This is a genomic window from Serratia sp. TSA_105.2, from assembly GCF_052692115.1.
On record NZ_JBQZFT010000010.1, the window covers coordinates 106,781 to 125,285 of the forward strand.

Annotated in this window: 17 protein-coding genes; 11 read left to right on the top strand and 6 right to left on the bottom strand. The window is 56.5% G+C overall.

The genetic code is table 11. The features are described 5' to 3' along the window. Positions 1-115 precede the first annotated feature (115 nt). The 3 genes from yeaG to ACUTSC_RS21685 all read left to right on the top strand — a co-directional run bounded on the left by yeaG (position 116) and on the right by ACUTSC_RS21685 (position 4,019). Positions 116-2,050 carry a protein kinase YeaG gene (gene yeaG / locus ACUTSC_RS21675; protein ID WP_025303096.1) on the top strand — a complete coding sequence of 645 codons (1,935 nt, stop codon included), beginning with the start codon at positions 116-118 and terminating at the stop codon, positions 2,048-2,050. Between the two features lie 132 nt (positions 2,051-2,182). Continuing rightward, on the top strand, positions 2,183-3,451 hold the full coding sequence (locus tag ACUTSC_RS21680; RefSeq protein ID WP_197767396.1) for a DUF444 family protein: 1,269 nt from the start codon (positions 2,183-2,185) through the stop codon (positions 3,449-3,451). A gap of 337 nt (positions 3,452-3,788) precedes the next feature. After that, positions 3,789-4,019, top strand: a complete 231-nt coding sequence (locus ACUTSC_RS21685; protein ID WP_004932237.1) for a hypothetical protein — start codon at positions 3,789-3,791, stop codon at positions 4,017-4,019. A gap of 211 nt (positions 4,020-4,230) precedes the next feature. Here ACUTSC_RS21685 and ACUTSC_RS21690 read toward each other — a convergent pair whose 3' ends face one another. Beyond that, positions 4,231-4,920, bottom strand: coding sequence for an alpha/beta fold hydrolase (locus ACUTSC_RS21690; RefSeq protein WP_197767397.1), 690 nt, complete (start codon positions 4,918-4,920; stop codon positions 4,231-4,233). A gap of 816 nt (positions 4,921-5,736) precedes the next feature. Between ACUTSC_RS21690 and ACUTSC_RS21695 the strand changes: the two genes are divergently transcribed. Then, complete coding sequence (locus ACUTSC_RS21695) at positions 5,737-5,913, top strand: GhoT/OrtT family toxin (protein WP_197767398.1); 177 nt, start codon at positions 5,737-5,739, stop codon at positions 5,911-5,913. A 264-nt stretch (positions 5,914-6,177) separates the two neighbouring features. Here ACUTSC_RS21695 and ACUTSC_RS21700 read toward each other — a convergent pair whose 3' ends face one another. Beyond that, a complete protein-coding gene (locus tag ACUTSC_RS21700; RefSeq protein ID WP_197767399.1) occupies positions 6,178-6,471 on the bottom strand; it encodes a hypothetical protein in 294 nt (97 codons plus the stop codon). Positions 6,472-6,696: 225 nt separating this feature from the next. On the opposite strand from ACUTSC_RS21700, the gene ACUTSC_RS21705 reads away from it, so the two are divergent. From ACUTSC_RS21705 to ACUTSC_RS21715, 3 genes are all read left to right on the top strand, one after another. Next, positions 6,697-7,179, top strand: a complete 483-nt coding sequence (locus ACUTSC_RS21705) for a hypothetical protein (protein ID WP_197767400.1) — start codon at positions 6,697-6,699, stop codon at positions 7,177-7,179. A 306-nt stretch (positions 7,180-7,485) separates the two neighbouring features. After that, complete coding sequence (locus ACUTSC_RS21710; protein WP_063990132.1) at positions 7,486-8,046, top strand: 3'-5' exonuclease; 561 nt, start codon at positions 7,486-7,488, stop codon at positions 8,044-8,046. 77 nt (positions 8,047-8,123) lie between these two features. After that, positions 8,124-9,317 carry a Bcr/CflA family efflux MFS transporter gene (locus ACUTSC_RS21715; protein WP_197767401.1) on the top strand — a complete coding sequence of 398 codons (1,194 nt, stop codon included), beginning with the start codon at positions 8,124-8,126 and terminating at the stop codon, positions 9,315-9,317. Positions 9,318-9,325: 8 nt separating this feature from the next. Here the strand turns inward: ACUTSC_RS21715 and dadX are convergent, their stop codons facing one another. Together dadX and ACUTSC_RS21725 are read right to left on the bottom strand one after the other, a co-directional pair. Continuing rightward, the gene (gene dadX / locus ACUTSC_RS21720) at positions 9,326-10,399 is read right to left on the bottom strand and encodes a catabolic alanine racemase DadX (protein ID WP_197767402.1); all 1,074 of its coding nucleotides are present in this window, start codon (positions 10,397-10,399) and stop codon (positions 9,326-9,328) included. Between the two features lie 76 nt (positions 10,400-10,475). Beyond that, positions 10,476-11,780, bottom strand: coding sequence for a D-amino acid dehydrogenase (locus tag ACUTSC_RS21725; protein WP_197773337.1), 1,305 nt, complete (start codon positions 11,778-11,780; stop codon positions 10,476-10,478). Between the two features lie 540 nt (positions 11,781-12,320). Here ACUTSC_RS21725 and ACUTSC_RS21730 point away from each other — a divergent pair. After that, positions 12,321-12,638 (top strand): antibiotic biosynthesis monooxygenase, encoded by a 318-nt coding sequence (locus ACUTSC_RS21730; protein ID WP_197767404.1) that lies wholly within the window; start codon positions 12,321-12,323, stop codon positions 12,636-12,638. A 46-nt stretch (positions 12,639-12,684) separates the two neighbouring features. Here the strand turns inward: ACUTSC_RS21730 and zinT are convergent, their stop codons facing one another. After that, positions 12,685-13,335 carry a metal-binding protein ZinT gene (zinT, locus tag ACUTSC_RS21735; protein ID WP_197767405.1) on the bottom strand — a complete coding sequence of 217 codons (651 nt, stop codon included), beginning with the start codon at positions 13,333-13,335 and terminating at the stop codon, positions 12,685-12,687. 296 nt (positions 13,336-13,631) lie between these two features. On the opposite strand from zinT, the gene ACUTSC_RS21740 reads away from it, so the two are divergent. Beyond that, positions 13,632-15,167 carry a SpoVR family protein gene (locus tag ACUTSC_RS21740; protein ID WP_063990138.1) on the top strand — a complete coding sequence of 512 codons (1,536 nt, stop codon included), beginning with the start codon at positions 13,632-13,634 and terminating at the stop codon, positions 15,165-15,167. 57 nt (positions 15,168-15,224) lie between these two features. Here ACUTSC_RS21740 and fadR read toward each other — a convergent pair whose 3' ends face one another. After that, complete coding sequence (gene fadR / locus ACUTSC_RS21745; RefSeq protein WP_025303107.1) at positions 15,225-15,944, bottom strand: fatty acid metabolism transcriptional regulator FadR; 720 nt, start codon at positions 15,942-15,944, stop codon at positions 15,225-15,227. A 243-nt stretch (positions 15,945-16,187) separates the two neighbouring features. Here fadR and nhaB point away from each other — a divergent pair, with 243 nt between their 5' ends. Then, complete coding sequence (gene nhaB, locus ACUTSC_RS21750) at positions 16,188-17,753, top strand: sodium/proton antiporter NhaB (protein ID WP_197767406.1); 1,566 nt, start codon at positions 16,188-16,190, stop codon at positions 17,751-17,753. Between the two features lie 120 nt (positions 17,754-17,873). Further along, positions 17,874-18,404, top strand: a complete 531-nt coding sequence (gene dsbB, locus ACUTSC_RS21755) for a disulfide bond formation protein DsbB (RefSeq protein WP_033643335.1) — start codon at positions 17,874-17,876, stop codon at positions 18,402-18,404. Positions 18,405-18,505: the final 101 nt, after the last annotated feature.

The following is an 18,505-nucleotide window of genomic DNA, read 5'->3' on the forward strand; positions in this document are numbered from 1 at the left end:
AGCGCACCAAGTTGGCATACGGGTTGCTGTACTCAGGCGTATTCTCATCTTCCGGGGGCCAGAACACTATCACACGCTCTCTTTAACCTGTGCTAATAACGAAAGGACGGGCATCATGAACATATTTGACCACTATCGCCAGCGCTACGAAGCTGCCAAGGACGAAGAGTTCACACTGCAGGAATTTCTTACCATTTGCCGGCAAGATCGCAGTGCCTATGCCAACGCGGCCGAACGTCTGCTGATGGCTATCGGTGAACCTGTGATGGTCGACACTGCGCTGGAATCACGCCTGTCGCGCCTGTTCTCCAACCGCGTGATCGCACGCTATCCGGCCTTCGAAGAATTCTACGGCATGGAAGAGGCCATCGAACAGATCGTCTCTTACCTGAAACACGCCGCGCAGGGCCTGGAAGAGAAGAAACAGATCTTGTACCTGCTGGGCCCGGTGGGCGGCGGTAAATCCTCGCTGGCGGAACGTCTCAAGGCGTTGATGCAGCGCGTGCCCATCTACACCCTCAGCGCCAACGGCGAGCGCAGCCCGGTCAACGATCACCCGCTGTGCCTGTTCAACCCGCAGGAAGATGCCTCGATCCTGGAGAAAGAGTTCAACATCCCGAGTCGCTATCTCGGCACCATCATGTCGCCCTGGGCGGCGAAGCGCCTGCATGAGTTCGGCGGCGACATCACCAAGTTTAAAGTCGTGAAAGTGCGCCCTTCCATCCTGGAGCAGATCGCCATCGCCAAAACCGAACCAGGCGATGAGAACAACCAGGACATCTCGGCGCTGGTCGGTAAAGTGGATATCCGTAAACTGGAGAACCACGCGCAGAACGATCCGGACGCCTACGGCTACTCCGGCGCCCTGTGCCGCGCCAACCAGGGGATTATGGAGTTCGTCGAGATGTTCAAAGCGCCGATCAAGGTGCTGCATCCGCTGCTGACCGCGACCCAGGAAGGCAACTACAACGGTACCGAAGGCATCTCCGCCCTGCCGTTCAGCGGCATTATTCTGGCGCACTCCAACGAATCCGAGTGGGTGACCTTCCGCAACAACAAGAACAACGAAGCGTTCCTCGACCGCGTGTACATCGTCAAGGTGCCTTACTGCCTGCGCGTGTCGGAAGAGATCAAGATTTACGACAAGCTGCTGGATCACAGCGAGCTGACCCATGCGCCCTGCGCGCCGGGCACCCTCGAAACGCTGGCGCGGTTTAGCGTGCTGTCGCGGTTGAAAGAGCCGGAAAACTCGAGCATTTACTCGAAAATGCGCGTGTATGACGGCGAAAGCCTCAAGGATACCGATCCGAAAGCCAAGTCCTATCAGGAGTACCGCGACTACGCCGGGGTTGACGAAGGCATGAACGGCCTCTCCACCCGTTTCGCCTTTAAAATCCTCTCGCGGGTATTCAACTTCGATCACGCCGAGGTGGCGGCCAACCCGGTACACCTGTTCTATGTGCTGGAGCAGCAGATCGAACGCGAACAGTTCCCGCAGGATTTGGCCGAGAAATACCTGGAACACCTGAAAGGCTATCTGATCCCGAAATACGCCGAGTTTATCGGCAAAGAGATCCAGACCGCCTATCTGGAATCCTACTCGGAATACGGACAGAACATTTTTGACCGTTACGTGACCTACGCGGACTTCTGGATCCAGGATCAGGAGTATCGCGATCCCGACACCGGTCAGCTGTTCGACCGCGAGTCTTTGAACGCCGAACTGGAGAAAATTGAGAAACCGGCCGGTATCAGCAACCCGAAAGATTTCCGTAACGAAATCGTGAACTTCGTGCTGCGTGCCCGCGCCAACAACAACGGCCGCAATCCGAACTGGACCAGCTACGAGAAGCTGCGTACCGTGATCGAGAAGAAAATGTTCTCCAATACCGAAGAGCTGTTGCCGGTCATCTCGTTTAACGCCAAAACGTCGACGGACGAGCAGAAAAAACACGACGACTTCGTCGACCGCATGATGGAGAAAGGCTATACCCGCAAGCAGGTGCGCCTGCTGTGTGAATGGTATCTGCGGGTCAGAAAATCCTCATAACGCCTCAGGTAAGCGGCATTATCAGGGCCATGTCCACAGTCATGGACGTTGCAGCGAAGCCCACGGAGGGGCTGGCTCATTGCGCTGCCGCGACCGGGACATGAAGAGTTGGCAACGTCGTTTGGGGGAAGTATGGCCTATTTCATTGACCGACGGCTGAACGGCAAAAACAAGAGCATGGTGAACCGCCAGCGCTTCTTGCGCCGTTACAAGTCGCAAATCAAACAGTCGATTGCCGAAGCCATTAACAAGCGTTCGGTCACCGACGTGGACAGCGGGGAGTCGGTCTCCATCCCCACTGACGATATCAACGAACCGATGTTTCATCAGGGACGCGGCGGCACTCGCCATCGCGTTCACCCAGGCAATGACCACTTCGTGCAGAACGATCGCGTTGAGCGGCCTCAGGGAGGCGCAGGCGGTGGCGGCGGCCAGGGCAACGCCAGCCAGGACGGTGAAGGCCAGGATGAATTCGTCTTCCAGATCTCCAAAGACGAATACCTCGATCTGTTGTTCGAGGATCTCGCCCTGCCCAACCTGAAAAAGAACCAATACAAGCAGTTGACCGAGTTCAAAACCCACCGCGCCGGCTATACCGCCAACGGCGTGCCGGCCAACATCAGCGTCGTGCGTTCGCTGCAGAATTCGCTGGCGCGGCGTACCGCCATGACCGCCGGTAAAAGACGCGCATTGCACGAGCTGGAAGATGCGCTGACCCAGTTGGAAAACACCGAACCCGTGCAATTGCTGGAAGAGGAGCGGCTGCGCAAGGAAATTGCCGAACTGCGCAAGAAAATCGAAAGCGTACCGTTTATCGATACCTTCGACCTGCGCTACAAAAACTATGAACGCCGGCCGGAGCCCTCCAGCCAGGCGGTGATGTTCTGCCTGATGGACGTGTCCGGCTCGATGGACCAGGCGACCAAAGACATGGCCAAGCGTTTTTACATTCTGCTCTATTTGTTCCTGAGCCGAACCTACAAAAACGTCGAGGTAGTCTATATTCGCCATCACACCCAAGCGAAAGAGGTGGACGAACAGGAGTTCTTCTATTCGCAGGAAACCGGCGGCACCATCGTCTCCAGCGCGCTGAAGCTGATGAGCGACGTCGTCGAAGAGCGTTATGACCCGGCGCAATGGAATATTTACGCCGCGCAAGCGTCGGACGGCGATAACTGGGCCGACGATTCACCGCTGTGTCACGAGCTTTTGGCGAAGAAGATCTTGCCGATGGTGCGTTATTACAGCTACATAGAAATCACTCGCCGCGCTCACCAAACGCTGTGGCGCGAATACGAGGATCTGCAGGCGAAATTCGACAACTTCGCCATGCAGCATATCCGCGAACCGGACGATATCTATCCGGTATTCCGCGAACTGTTCCGCAAGCAGACCGTGTGAATAACATTGCGTGTATGTCACCACAGCCGGAAAACGCCGTTTTCCGGCTGTTTCTTTTTTGCATTATATATTTACATCACGTATGTTTGATTTTTAAACAACAGCAACACCAATAATAAGTCAGATTCCCCAGAACGGTCCTCTCTATTATTTGTTCTTCTGAGGTTATTCCTAAACATTCGCCTCTGCGCCCACATGGCTTGATAGGAATATTCCCATTCAGTTATCGTTACTCCATCGCTTAAGTCTCTTCCTAAGCGAAATTTGCCTCACTTTATTTTTCTATGGCTTCTCAGCCCGCTGCGGCGGGCATTTACCTGTCAGCAGGTTAGACATCATGATCGACTACACCCTCTATGGCCTCAACAAGCACGATGTTGATGAATACCATAAGCAAATATGCTGCCTGCTCGGCAAAAACGTGCTGCTGGTACTGACCGCCAACAAGCCGATAACCAAACAGAACCTGCTCGCCAGCCTTATCCAGGAGATAGAAAAACAACCCGATGATTATTTTCAGCGATTGCATCGTGCGGCAATAGAAATGATCGGCGTTAACGGGCGCTAAGGCGATATGCGTAAGGCAGACTATTGCCGCCCTTATTACCGCCCTCGTGGTGTTAATGATGCTGTTAATCATTAATATCGATAGCGATATCAGCGCTTATCCCTAATTCGCTCCTATTACGCCGGCTCTTTAGTCCGCCGTAATAGGCAGCGAAGGGATAATCTGTCGCAGAATGCCACCCTTTAGTCCGGCGAACCTTCCTGCCCCTGCTTTATTTCAAACCGGCCGCTTCGTCAATCAAACCCGCCACCTCATCGGCATGGGAAACCAGCGAGGCATGGCTGGCATTCAGCACCATGATTTTCTTGGCCTGCAGCCGCTGCGCCATTCGCCGCTGATTCTCCGGCGCTATCATGCGATCGTCGCTGGAAAGTTGATACCATGACGTTTTATGTTTCCATGCCGGTTCGCCGATGGTGTTACCGAAGGTATCGGCCAGCGGGGCCTTCTGCGCTACCGCCATCACCAGCGCCTCGTCGGGGGTAAGGTCCTGGCAAAAACTCTCGTGAAACTTGTCGGCTTTTATCCACAGATAGCCGTCGCTGTCCGGTGCCAGATTCGCGACTGCCGCAGGAGGATGCGCTTGCGTAATGCCGCCGGGGCTTTCGCCGACATCCGGCGCAAAGGCGGCGATGTAGACCAGGCCGACCACGTTAGGCTGGTTGCCCATTGCCGTGATCACGGCACCACCGTAAGAGTGCCCCACCAATAATACCGGTCCCGCTTGCTGCGCGACCATCTTGCGCGTGCGCTCAGCATCCTCAGCCAGCGATGTCAAAGGCATTTCCACCGCATGAATCGCCGTATATCCCCTGCGTGACAACTCGAGGATGACCTTACTCCAGTGCGCGGCGCCGCCCCAGAATCCGTGTACCAGCACGATAGTTGGTTTTGTGCTCATTGCCGACTCCTTCACCCCATAGTAAAGCACCGCAGGCAGATGAACAGCCCCTGAAGGAACGTGCCCGGCTGCCTTCGACGCCACGTAGTCCCCATTTTATATAGTCAGCCTCATGGCGTTCAGCAATAGCTACGACGGGTTAACCTCCCCGATTCTCCGGCGTCGCCACGGCGTTATCGAAGCGGCTTACGCCGCAGGACCAGCGAAAAAAAGGGATTAAAACTAGGATTTTTACCCATACCGATCTAAAATTTCGCGCAAAAACAAAGAGAAGTAAATTTAGCTCACCGGGAAAAGGAATGAAGTTGTGAAGGAAATGATCTCCATCGTTTTTATGGCATGCCTGCTGGCGCTGCTGTTTTCGTGGCTGTTCGTCTACGGTCTTAACATTCATTAACAACAACCCGTCTCCCTGGCTGGCAAGCGGCGCATCGGGACGATGCGCTAAAACCGGTCCCCAAAGTGCCCACGAAAGCGAAACCTGACGCTATCCCGCCTTAACCTTTCCGCCCACAGATACATCAATAATATTTACGGATAACAGTCCTATCCCCTTTCTGTATCCCTCGTCGACGTTTTTCTGACCTGGCGCAGCCCCTCAAATAGAGGGCTTGCCTGACGCGAAATGTTACCGGTAACTATGCTGTTGATTTCTTTTGGTAATAAACGTAAGGCCGTTAATAACCCTACGTTCTTTATAGAAAAGAATTATGCATTCTTATGGATAAAGGTTTGAATAAACGGCCTTTGGTTATTGATTATCACCCGCCAAGCTCCTAAAATTCGCGCGTAAAAATACAACTGGGATCGGGTTTCATGTCACCGCTGTGGGTTGCAACGCAATACTGTTATTTTATTGGTCTGTTAGTTTCAATGGTTTTCACCTACCTGGTTAGCCGGGACTCCGTCAAGATTCGCTGTATCAGCGCACTGACCATCGGGTTAACCTGGCCGCTGAGTCTGCCGGTCGTGTTGCTGTTTTCGCTGTTCTAACGCCCTAATGCCACGCGGTGGCTTTTAAACAATCATGTTAATGAAAAGAGACTGACCACCGACGTCAGAGTTTTTGGCGTGGAATAAAAAAAGCCAGCGCAAGGCTGGCATGAAAATTGGAAGCAATGTGAGCAATGTCGTACCGGATCGGGGGGCACAGAAGGAGACAACCCTTTTCCCCTCACCGGTGCCGCGAATGATAATACGTCTCATTATTGAATGTAAAGCCATTTCCCTACGCAACTTCTCTCCTTTGGGAAAATATCAGCCGCGCGGCGCTCGCCAGCGCTGATACCATTGCCCCGCCCCCCACACCAGCAGCCAGAGCAAAACATTCAGCCCCAACCATAGCATCAGCAAATAAAAGAAAGTCTGATAACCGGGTATGCCCCGATCGGCCAAAAACGGGTTAAAGTGAAAAAATTTGACGATTGCGAACGGGTTAAGATTGAAACGGTTGAACACGGCCGTCGTCAGCAACGGTGGCAACAGCGTGTAAAATGCCAGGCTGAACAGCAGCAGAATTTTTGTGCCCGAAGAGTTTTTATAATCTTTCATATCAATACATTACATCTTTCATTATGGTATAAAAACCGCCAGGCGCTCGCACGCCAATCGACCCCGCGAACGCAAAAGAGTTCCAGGCTAACGCGGAAATAAAGCCGATCCTGCGTTTAATTGTCATTTAGCGCGCGGGTGATATATACCCTGTGGATTTTAAATTACGATGTCGCCGCGCCGTCTTCAACCACAGCGTTTGCATGGCATCATCAGGAGGCATTAATGAAACCGGACGCACTCTCCCTGCCGCCGAACCCGAAAAAGCTCAAAATCATCTACGGCTGGTATATTTATGTGATCTATATCCTGCTGGTTTTCAACATTTACATGGCGGTCTACAACGTCTGCGTACGGCATCCGATCGAGGCTCCGCTACTGTCGCTGTTTCACAGCCTGTTCCTCACGCTGATGCTGCAGCAGGTGCTCAAGAAGAACGTCGTTTTCGCCTGGATCTTGCTGAGCTATTTTATTCTGATGCGCCTGTATTACGCCAATGTGCTGCATGTCGAGTTCACGCTGGTGAGCCGTGGCCTGGTGCTGCTGATTCTGACGCTGCTGCTTACCGGCGCCGTGGCCGTCGGGCAACTGGCCACGCCGCCGCAGCGGCATGACTGGCTGGCGCAGCTGGGCTGGCGGCAATGGGGGGCGCTCACGGCGCTGGCGGCCATCCTGACGCCGCTGATTACCACCGACTATCTGGGATAAACAGAGGGCTATTAGGGGATATGAGGTTCGGAAATGTCTACGATGCGGCATATTTTAGTGTAGTTACCCGCCTTCTCACAGATCTTGTCCGTGACAAACACGCTAAGGTAGCCCAGCAACAGCAAGTAGCCGACCATGCACAGAATAAAGATAAGCGTTCTCACCGATAGAGACCAACCTGACAAGAGTTTCCCGAGCATCATAACCTGAATGAGGCGCTTTAAAAGGATTTCATGCGCTCATCGCCCGCATCGGCGCACGTTCTGTAGTAACATTAAACCACCACGCCCACCACCGGAAACGCCGATGCACCATCTGATGTTAGACATTGAAACCCTGGATATAAAACCCAGCGCCGTCATTCTGGTGGTTGCGGCGGTGTTTTTCGATCCCCGAACCGGGGAGCTGGGCGCCGAATTCGAAGCCGCCGTCAGCTGCCAGAAAGACCAACCGGGCCGAACCATCAGCCTGGACACGGTCGCCTGGTGGGCGAAACAGTCCGATGAAGCGCGCAAACAGGCCTTTGGCGGCACCGAGAGCCTGAAGCGCGTACTGAGCAGCCTTAGCCGCTTCATCCATATGAACAGCACTGACACGGTGAAAGTCTGGGGCAACGGCAAAGAGTTCGACTGCGCGATCCTCGAACACGCTTTCCAGCAGTTGGAAATGCCCTGCCCGTGGAAATTCTGGGATACCCAGGACGTGCGCACGGTGATCACGCTGGCGGAACTGCACGGCTTTAACCCGAAAAAGGCCCGCCCGTTCGAAGGTATGCCGCATCGGGCGCTGGATGATGCTCGCCACCAGGCCCGTTATGTGGCCGATACCGTCTCGGCGCTCTATTACCGCCAGGGGGCGCAGCGCTGACCCGCTTTGCCCCTTTTCATTTGCCGCCAGAGTCTCTACTCTAGCCCTCTTTGTCACTCGGACGTGCCTTTCCTGTTATGCAAAAGTTTCTGTTTATGCTTCTCAGCCTGGTGCTGCTCGGCCCATTAGGCATCGATCTTTATCTGCCGACCATTCCCGCCATTGCCGTCGGTTTGGGCAGCAGCGAAGCGCTGATCCAATCCACCATATCGCTGTTTATTCTGGTGCTCGGCCTCGGCCAGGTCATCGCCGGCCCGCTGGTGGATAACTATGGCCGCAAGCCGGTAGCGCTGGCCGGCATTATCCTCTACATGATCGGCGCCGCGATGGCGGCGCTGGCCACCAGCCCAACGGTTTTCATCGCTTCGCGTCTGCTGCAAGGCGTGGCGGTTTGCTGCACCGCCGTCGTCGCCTTCAGCGGCGTGCGCGATCGCCTGAACGGCGACGCCGCCGCCCGCGCTTTCGGTTTTCTCAACGGCACGCTGAACATCATCCCGGCGCTGGCGCCGCTGCTCGGCGGCCTGCTCGCCGAAGCCTTCGGCTGGCGTGCCCCCTTCTGGTTCCTGGTGGGCTACGCGCTGCTGGTGTTGGTGCTCATCGCGCTGCGCCTGCCGGAAACCCGCCCTGCCGACACCGTACCGGTCAAGGGGCTGCCGGTGCGCCAATACGCGCGCATCCTCAGCGAACGGCGTTTCCTCTCCTTTGCAGTGGTGAACTCTGGGGCGATGGGCATGGCGCTGACCTACGTTTCTCTGGCACCGAACGTGCTGATGGGCACCGCCGGTCTGACCCCACTGCAATTCTCGCTGGTGTTCGGCGCCAACGGTTTCTGGATCATGCTGGTCAGCTTCTTCGCCAACCGCATCATCCACAAGGTCGGCCGTCCGGCTTGCCTGGCGACCGGCGGTATGCTGATGGGGCTGGGCTGTCTGGGCCTGCTGCTGGGCGTCATGCTGCTGCCCGCGGCGGCGCAAGCGCACTGGCTGGCGTATATGCTGCCGGTCGCCAGCGCCTGTGCCGGGTTGGCGTTCGTGATGGGCCCGGCAACCAGTTACGCGTTGGAACCGTACTCCAATGAGGCCGGCGTCGCGTCCGCGCTGGTCGGTTTCGTGCAGATGGCGGGCGGCGCCGCGCTGGGTCTGGTGGCGATGGCGTTGCCGCTGCAACCGAAGCTGTCGCTGGCGCTGGTGATGCTGGCAGGCTGCCTGCTGGCGCTGCACGCGCGGCGGCTCAGCAAGCAGATTAAAGGGCAGATAAAAAAAGTCGCCTGAGCTGCGGCTCAGGCTTCAATGACGACCGGTACCCGCGCCGCTAACGCCGACAGCAGCTCATAGCCTAACGTTCCTGCCGCCGTGGCCACCTCGTCCACCGGAAGACGTTTCCCCCACAGCTCCACTTCGGCGCCCAGTTCGACTTGCGGACAGGGCGTCAGATCTACCGCCAGCATATCCATCGACACCGTTCCCAGGGTACGCGTCAGCACGCCGTCAACCCATACCGGCGTACCGGTTGGCGCATGACGCGGATAGCCGTCGGCGTAACCGCAGGCCACAACGCCGATGCGCTGCGCGCCGGCGGCGCTGTAACGGCCGCCGTACCCCACGCGATCGCCAGACTTCAGCTGTTGAATGCCAATGATCTCGCTGCTCAGCGTCATCGCCGGCTGCAACCCCGTCGCCGCAACATCATCCCAGCAACCGCTCGGCGAAGCGCCATACAGAATGATCCCAGGGCGGACCCAGCTGCCACGGGTCGAAGGGTGCCACAGCGTGGCGGCCGAGTTGGCCAGGCAGCGCGGCAACGGTATATCGGCTGCCGCCGCCTCGATAGTGGCCATCTGCTGGGTCACGCCTTCCGGGCCGTCGGCAGTGGCGAAATGGCTCATCAGCGTAAGCTCGCCGATATTGGCAACCGCCTGCGCCCTGCGCCACATTTCATGCAGCCGATCGGGTGCAAACCCTAACCGATTCATGCCGCTGTTCACTTTCAGATAGACATTGAGCGGCGCGCTCAGCGTGGCGTCGGCGATCGCCGCCAGTTGCCAGTCGCTGTGCACCGCCGTCGTCAGGTGATAACGGTCGAGCAACGCCAGATCCTGCGGCTGAAAGAAACCCTCCAGCAGTAGAATCGGCCCTTGCCAACCCGACTCGCGCAGCAGCACCGCTTCGGCCAGATCCAGCATGGCGAAGCCGTCGGTTTGCGCCATGCTGCGCCAAACGTGTTTGATGCCGTGGCCATAGGCGTTGGCTTTGACCACAGCCCAGACTTTGGCGCCGGCGGCGAAACGGCGCACCACCTGCAGGTTATTTTCAATCGCGCCGAGATGCATCGTGGCGGTTATGGGACGGGGCATCGCTTCTCCTTGGGGCAGCGTACAGCGGCCACGCGCGCCTGCACGTGGCCGGGAAAGTCTATGACAGCGTCGACGATTAACGTGCGGGATGCACGTCGTTCAGCGGAACCGCGGGTTGCTGGCGAAACCCGGCGCTGTAACGCGCCACCGCCAGATCATCGGAAGGGATCGCCGGTGTAATGCCGGACATCAGATCGGACAACAGCTGCCCGGAACCGCAGGCCATCGTCCAGCCCAACGTGCCATGCCCGGTATTGAGATACAGATTCTTCAGCGAAGTGCGGCCGACAATTGGCGTGCCGTCCGGCGTCATCGGCCGCAGGCCGGTCCAGAACGTTGCCTCTTCCACTCTGCCGCCGTTCGGGTAGAGATCGCGCACCACCATCTCCAGCGTTTCGCGCCGTTTTTGCTCCAACTGCGTATTGAAACCGACGATCTCCGCCATGCCGCCAACGCGAATACGCTGGTCGAAGCGCGTGATGGCGATTTTATACGTCTCATCCAATACCGTAGAGAACGGCGCCGCCGCTTCGTCGGTGATAGGTATGGTCAACGAATAGCCTTTCAGCGGGTAAACCGGAATGGACACCAGGCCGCGCAGCAGCGCCGTGGAGTACGAGCCGAACGCCACCACATAGCTGTCGGCCTTGAACACGTCCTCGCCGCACTGCACGCCGGCGATCTTGTCGCCTTCCACCAGCAGACGATCGACGCTGCGGTTGAACAGAAAAGTCACGCCCGCCTGCTCTGCCATCTTCGCCAGCTGTTGCGTAAACAGCTGGCAATCGCCGGTCTCATCGTTCGGCAGCTGCAGGCCGCCGGTCAGCTTGTGCGCCACCTGCGCCAGCGCCGGCTCGACGCTGCCGAGCTGGCTGGCCTCCAGCAGTTTGTAAGGCACACCGGCATCTTCCAATACCGCAATGTCTTTCGCTGCGTTTTCGAACTGTTGTTGGGTGCGGAACAGCTGCAGCGTGCCGCCCTGGCGACCTTCGTACTGGATGCCGGTTTCCTGACGCAGCGCCTTGATGCAATCGCGGCTGTATTCCGCCAGGCGCACCATGCGGCCTTTGTTGGTCATGTAGTGTTCGGTGTTGCAGTTTTTCAGCATCTGCCACATCCAGTTCAACTGGAAGCTGCTGCCGTCGAGGCGGATCGCCAACGGCGCATGGCGCTGGAACATCCACTTGATGGCCTTCAGCGGCACGCCCGGTGCCGCCCAGGGTGCGGCATAACCCGGTGAAATCTGCCCGGCGTTCGCCGCGCTGGTTTCCAATGCAGGACCTGGCTGACGATCGATCACCGTCACCTCATGCCCCGCCTTCGCCAAATACCAGGCACTGGCTACGCCCACCACTCCACTACCTAAAATTACCACTCGCATCGCTGACTCCAGCCCAAGGCTTCACAAAGCATAATCTTCTGCTCACAGGAAATTAACTCAGTGAAAAAATCCGTCCAACAACTTCGTCATCAAACGTGACAATATTCACAATTAATTTATCGTCGATGGGGCATGCATTTGCAATAGCCGCCCGTAAATAGCGATAAGATGCGGTTTAGAGGGGATTAAGGCGTCATCCCGCCACTGAATTGACAGCAACGCTATCAATGACAGCAATCAAAAAAGGCGTAATAAGCAACATTGATTTAACAGAATATAAAAATACCAGCTAGCACATAAGCAGAATAAAAACCCAACAAAATAAAAAATACCAACATAACAAACAAAGAGGGCTTCCTCCCTCCGCAGCAGAAAAATCGCGCAAAATTTCAGCTGCCGTTAACCTTATTTTCATTACTGGATTAAAACAGCCGAGCCCTTAGCCCCGCCCGTTTATGTCGAACGCTGCAGCACGATATGAACGTTGAAGCCAGAAGCCGATCCTAAAGTTCACATTGTCGCTTTTCTGGAGAACCCCTTATGTTCATCGCCATCTACCAGTTCTCAGTCAAAACCGGACACGAACACGCCTTTCGCCTGGCCTGGCTTGAGTTGACCCAAGGGATCTATCTGCAGCGCGGCAGCCTCGGCTCGCGCCTGCATCGAGATATGAGCGGGAAGTTTATCGGCTACGCGCAGTGGCCAAGCCGAGCCGCATGGGAAAATGCCGATGATATTCAGTTGGATGAACGCTACCGGCAAGCCCGGGAACGAATGCGTGCGACCCTGTTGGCGGATGAAACATTATTTGAAATGGCAGTGACGGATGATTACCTGCAAATCAGAGCGTTTGGCTGAGCACAAGCCCACATAAGCGGGCTTGTGGTGACGGGAGCGAGCGGCATCAATGATGCAGCATCTCGTCCACGACTTCTTTGGTCTGCAGTTGGAATGGGTAGTAAGTCGGCCAGTTATCCATTTCTTTCAGCAACGCTTCCTGCGACGTGTTGCCCATAAAGATATGGAAATGCGCCGATTTGCGCGGGCCGATAATGTGATCGCTGAACTGAACGAATTTCGGCGCCAGGCTGCCGGCATCCTGGCATTCGAACAGATAACGCACGCCCTTCTTACCAGAGACATACGTCAGGATCTTATGCCCGGCGTACTTATATTGACAGGCGCTGGATTGGTCGCCACGGTGAAACTCCATGACGCCGTTTTCAATGCCGATGGTATCCACATCGGTGGCGTACCCTTTGCGGTAATACGCCTTCACTTCTGCGAAGGTCTTGCTCTTATCCTGCGCTGCTTTCTTCTTGAACACCGGGTCGAGCTCCCCATTGAGCAGATAAGGGTACACGGATTGCCACACGCCCTCCCAATCCGACAGGTTGCGATCTTTGACGTCCTTATCGTCAAACACGCCCGCCTCGGCCCTTTTTTCCACTTCCGTCAGCGGTTTGCCATGTGAATGATGCCCGTGGGCAAAAGCCTGCCCGCTGATAAACAACGCGGCCAGCGCCACCGCCACTTTACCAAAATGCCTCGCCAAAATACGCTCCTTGTCCGTTATTGAGAAAATTAAAAGTTACAATATAACATAACAATTTTCAATCCCTGTCGTCCAACAAGCATGTGTTGCACGCCCTTGCCGCAGGGCTATACTCGGAGAAGATGCGCGGTGCTGCGCCGCCCTCTGCCGGAACGGGCGTCAAATTGACCGCCGTTCGCTCCTTTGCGTGCCGGCATTTTTATTTCACTGATTTGCAATGGTTAATTATGACTTGAACTATGCTTGTTACAGGGTCTGCCGTTTGAGCAAGACCCGTGAATAATGAGGGTGCGCTGATGACTACTTCAACACATGAAAAGGTTAAGGATGATAAACGTCTGAGCGATGGACCGGACTGGACGTTCGAACTGCTGCAGGTGTATTTGGAGCAGATCGACCGCGTCGCCAAGCATTACCGGCTCGACACCTACCCCCATCAGATCGAGGTGATCACCTCCGAGCAGATGATGGACGCCTATTCGAGCGTCGGCATGCCGATCAACTATACCCATTGGTCCTTCGGCAAGAAGTTCATCGAAACCGAACAGCGCTACAAACAGGGCCAGCAAGGGCTGGCGTATGAAATCGTCATCAACTCCAATCCCTGCATCGCCTACCTGATGGAGGAGAACACCATCACCATGCAGGCGCTGGTGATGGCGCACGCCTGCTATGGCCACAACTCGTTCTTCAAGAATAACTACCTGTTCCGCAGTTGGACCGACGCCAGCTCCATCGTCGATTATCTGCTGTTCGCCCGCCACTACATCAGCCAGTGCGAAGAACGCTACGGCGTCGATGAAGTGGAGCGGTTGCTGGACTCCTGCCACGCGCTGATGAGCTATGGGGTCGACAGGTACAAACGCCCGCAAAAAATCTCCCTGGTGGAAGAGAAAGCGCGCCAGAAAAGCCGCGAAGAGTATCTGCAAAGCCAGGTGAACACGCTATGGAAGACCCTGCCGCGCGTCGAGCGCGAAGAGTCGCCGGAGCAGGCGCGTCGCTATCCGAGCGAACCGCAGGAAAATATCCTCTATTTTATCGAGAAGAATGCGCCGTTGCTAGAACCCTGGCAGCGTGAGGTGCTGCGCATCGTGCGCAAAGTCAGCCAGTATTTCTACCCGCAAAAACAGACTCAGGTGATGAACGAAGGCTGGGCCACTTTCTGGCACTACACCATCCTCAACCATCTGTACGACGAGGGTCGGGTGACCGAGCGGTTTATGCTGGAGTTTTTGCACAGTCACACCAACGTGGTGTATCAGCCGCCGTATAACAGCCCCTACTATAACGGCATCAACCCATATGCGCTGGGCTTCGCCATGTTCCAGGACATCAAGCGCATCTGCCAGTCGCCAACCGAAGAAGACCGCTACTGGTTCCCGGACATCGCCGGCAAAGACTGGCTGGATACCTTGCACTTCGCCATGCGCGACTTCAAGGACGAGAGCTTTATCAGCCAGTTCCTGTCGCCCAAAGTGATGCGCGATTTCCGGTTGTTCACCGTGCTGGACGACGATCGCAACAACTATCTGGAGATTGCCGCGATCCATAACGAAGCCGGTTACCGGGCGATCCGCCAGGAGCTGTCGGCGCAATACAACCTGAGCAACCATGAGCCGAACATTCAGATCTGGAACGTGGACCTGCGCGGCGACCGCTCGCTGACGTTGCGCTACATCCCGCAGGAACGCGCACCGCTGGACAAGAGCCGCCGCGACGTGTTGAAGCACCTGCATCGCCTGTGGGGCTTCGACGTGATCCTCGAGCAGCAAAACGAAGATGGCAGCGTGGAGTTGCTCGATCGTTGCCCGCCGCGGCCGACGCCGCTGTAACCACCACAACGACAAAGGGCGCCGCAGGGCGCCCTTTCTTATTTCATGAATACGCGATTAGCGACGCGCTTCAGTCAGATCGCTCGGCATGGTGCCCTGCATGCTCTGCCAAATCGCCCCACTGTCTTTACCGTAGTTGCGCACGGTATCCATCACCTGGTCGTACAGCTTCTCATGGCACAGCGTGGACAGCTTGCTGTAGAAGGTCAGCGCCAGCTTGCGCGCTTCCGGGTTGGAGAAGTAGTAACGGCCCACGCGGGTGTACAGGCCTTTCAGGCCGTTGAAAATCAGGCCGTAGATCGGGTTGCCGGAAGCGAACGCCAGGCCGCGGAAGATCTCGTAATCGAGCAGGTTGAAAGCGTCCGCCTGATCTTCTACCTCGGCGGCCTTCGCCAGCACTTCCTGGGCCTGTTCCGGATGATTGCGCACCGCGGCGCGAATAAAGATCGACGCGATATTGGTACGCACCGACAGCAGGTTATCGATCAGCTGCGGGACGCTTTTGTGATCGAGACGGGCTACGGTCTCAAGAATATTGAGGCCGGACGTTTCCCAGAAATTGTTCACTTTGGTCGGTTTGCCATGCTGAATGGTCAACCAGCCATCGCGGGCCAGACGTTGCAACACTTCACGTAACGTGGTGCGCGTGACGCCAATCAACTCCGAAAGCTCACGCTCCGCGGGCAAAATAGAGCCAGGGGGGAAGCGATTATTCCAAATACTCTCAATAATGTACTCTTCCGCGAAACCGGCAGGACTCTGCGCCTTTATGACCATGTGTTTGACGTTCCGTTGCGACGATAAAATCAGTAAAAGTAATCAGCTCATCATACCAGATCGTGCTGACATGACATAGCGTGAGCGAAAAACAATAAACGAAAGTGTGCATAACGTGGCAAAAAACGAGCAAAAATACCGGCCGGAGGAATTTTCCCACCGTAAAACAAGCTCCGGTTGCGCCCGCCCCCGCCGCATTGTTAGGGTACGCGCTACGACTGATTTAAGGATGCATAAAGGACAATGGAAACAACCCTGCGCAGCGCCCTGCTAAAAAATTTTCTGGGGCAATCTCCCGACTGGTACAAACTGACCATTCTCATTTTTCTGGCGATCAACCCCCTGGTGTTCTTTTTCGCCAGCCCGTTTATCGCGGGTTGGCTGCTGGTGGTCGAGTTCATCTTTACCCTGGCGATGGCGCTGAAATGCTACCCGCTGCTGCCGGGCGGCCTGCTGGCGCTGGAAGCCGTGGCCATCGGCATGACCAGCCCGGCGCAAGTTTCGCAGGAAATCGAACATAATCTGGAAGTATTGCTGCTGCTGATCTTTATGGTGGCCGGCATCTACTTTATGAAGCAGCTACTGCTGTTCGTGTTCACCAAGCTGCTGCTCAACATCCGGTCAAAAACGCTGCTGTCGCTGGCGTTCTGCCTGGCCGCCGCCTTCCTTTCCGCCTTCCTCGACGCGCTGACGGTCGTGGCGGTAGTGATCAGCGTGGCCACCGGCTTTTATTCCATCTATCACAACGTGACGTCGAATCGCCCCGATGGCGACATCGGCGATGACAGCGATTTCGCCGGTGAAGAGCGTAAACAGACGCTGGAGCAATTCCGCGCCTTTCTGCGCAGCCTGCTGATGCACGCCGGCGTCGGCACCGCGCTCGGCGGGGTCATGACCATGGTGGGCGAGCCGCAAAACCTGATCATCGCCAAAAACGCAGGCTGGGGCTTTATCGATTTCTTCCTGCGTATGGCGCCGGTCACGCTGCCGGTGTTGGTATGTGGCCTGCTGGTTTGTTGGCTGGTAGAACGTTTTCGCCTGTTTGGCTACGGCGCGCAATTGCCGGGAGCGGTGCGCGACGTGCTGAAAGAGTATGACCGCAAGGCCACCGCAGGCCGTAGCAAGCAAGACCGGCTCAAACTGGTGATGCAGGCGCTGATCGGCGTTTGGCTGGTGCTGGCGCTGGCCTTCCACCTGGCAGAAGTGGGGCTGATCGGCCTGTCGGTCATCGTCCTCGCCACCTCCCTGTGCGGCGTGAACGATGAGCACGCCATCGGCAAAGCGTTCCAGGAAGCGCTGCCGTTCACCGCCCTGCTGACGGTATTTTTCACCGTGGTCGCGGTGATCATCGAACAGCACCTGTTCAGCCCGGTGATCCAGTTTGTGCTGCGCGCCGAACCCGCTTCTCAGCTTTCGCTGTTCTACCTGTTCAACGGCCTGCTGTCGTCGGTTTCCGACAACGTGTTCGTCGGTACGGTTTACATCAACGAGGCGCGCAGCGCGCTGGAAACCGGCGCTATCGGGCTGAAGCAGTTCGAGCTGCTGGCGGTCGCCATCAATACCGGCACTAACCTGCCTTCGGTCGCCACCCCTAACGGCCAGGCGGCGTTTCTGTTCCTGTTGACGTCGGCATTGGCGCCGCTGGTACGTCTGTCGTATGGACGCATGGTGTGGATGGCACTGCCTTATACGGTGGTGCTGACGGTAGTTGGCCTGCTGTGCGTCCAGCTCACCCTGGAGCCGGCGACCGAGCTGTTGACGCAGTGGCATTGGCTGACGCTGCCGCCCATCGATGCCGTCGGCCACTGAGACGGCGCCGGCAGGGTGAACCGACTATTTTTACGCTGAATCCGGCCCAGGTGGCTGGCAGCGAGGGTGAATTGGTTTACACTGCCGGTTCAATTGCTTACTGCATGGAAGAATCTAGATATGTTGCAATTCTTTAACCGCTGTTCACAAGGACGCGGCGCCTGGCTGCTGATGGCCCTGACAGCGTTGGTGTTGGAACTGGTCGCGCTCTATTTCCAGCACGTTATGCTGCTGCAGCCGTGCGTGATGTGCATTTACGAGCGTTGCGCGCTGTTCGGCATCCTCGGCGCCTCGCTGGTGGGCGCCATCGCGCCGAAAACCCCGCTGCGCTATGTGGCGATCTTGCTGTGGATCTACAGCGCCTGGGAAGGCGTACAGCTGGCGTGGAAGCACACCATGATCCAGTTGCACCCTTCGCCGTTCAATACCTGCGACTTCTTCGTCAGCTTCCCTTCGTGGCTGCCGCTGGACAAATGGCTGCCTGCAGTGTTCCACGCTTCCGGCGACTGCTCCGTGCGCCAATGGCAATTCCTGACGCTGGAAATGCCACAGTGGCTGGTCGGCATCTTCGGTGCCTATCTGCTGGTGGCGCTGATTGTGCTGATCGCACAATTTGTTCGCCCACGACGCCGCGATCTGTTCGGCCGCTGATCGGCAGACAAACAAGGAACGGCGCCTTCCGGCGTAATGCTTGTCAGTTAAGCTTTTGAGGAAGCCGCAACGTATAACGTTGCGGCTTCTTTTTTACTGCT

Coding starts and splice junctions, on each gene's coding strand:
- yeaG (WP_025303096.1), top strand. CDS start 116: ATGAACATATTTGACCACTATCGCCAGCGCTACGAAGCTGCCAAGGAC.
- ACUTSC_RS21680 (WP_197767396.1), top strand. CDS start 2,183: ATGGCCTATTTCATTGACCGACGGCTGAACGGCAAAAACAAGAGCATG.
- ACUTSC_RS21685 (WP_004932237.1), top strand. CDS start 3,789: ATGATCGACTACACCCTCTATGGCCTCAACAAGCACGATGTTGATGAA.
- ACUTSC_RS21690 (WP_197767397.1), bottom strand. CDS start 4,920: ATGAGCACAAAACCAACTATCGTGCTGGTACACGGATTCTGGGGCGGC.
- ACUTSC_RS21695 (WP_197767398.1), top strand. CDS start 5,737: ATGTCACCGCTGTGGGTTGCAACGCAATACTGTTATTTTATTGGTCTG.
- ACUTSC_RS21700 (WP_197767399.1), bottom strand. CDS start 6,471: ATGAAAGATTATAAAAACTCTTCGGGCACAAAAATTCTGCTGCTGTTC.
- ACUTSC_RS21705 (WP_197767400.1), top strand. CDS start 6,697: ATGAAACCGGACGCACTCTCCCTGCCGCCGAACCCGAAAAAGCTCAAA.
- ACUTSC_RS21710 (WP_063990132.1), top strand. CDS start 7,486: ATGCACCATCTGATGTTAGACATTGAAACCCTGGATATAAAACCCAGC.
- ACUTSC_RS21715 (WP_197767401.1), top strand. CDS start 8,124: ATGCAAAAGTTTCTGTTTATGCTTCTCAGCCTGGTGCTGCTCGGCCCA.
- dadX (WP_197767402.1), bottom strand. CDS start 10,399: ATGCCCCGTCCCATAACCGCCACGATGCATCTCGGCGCGATTGAAAAT.
- ACUTSC_RS21725 (WP_197773337.1), bottom strand. CDS start 11,780: ATGCGAGTGGTAATTTTAGGTAGTGGAGTGGTGGGCGTAGCCAGTGCC.
- ACUTSC_RS21730 (WP_197767404.1), top strand. CDS start 12,321: ATGTTCATCGCCATCTACCAGTTCTCAGTCAAAACCGGACACGAACAC.
- ACUTSC_RS21740 (WP_063990138.1), top strand. CDS start 13,632: ATGACTACTTCAACACATGAAAAGGTTAAGGATGATAAACGTCTGAGC.
- fadR (WP_025303107.1), bottom strand. CDS start 15,944: ATGGTCATAAAGGCGCAGAGTCCTGCCGGTTTCGCGGAAGAGTACATT.
- nhaB (WP_197767406.1), top strand. CDS start 16,188: ATGGAAACAACCCTGCGCAGCGCCCTGCTAAAAAATTTTCTGGGGCAA.
- dsbB (WP_033643335.1), top strand. CDS start 17,874: ATGTTGCAATTCTTTAACCGCTGTTCACAAGGACGCGGCGCCTGGCTG.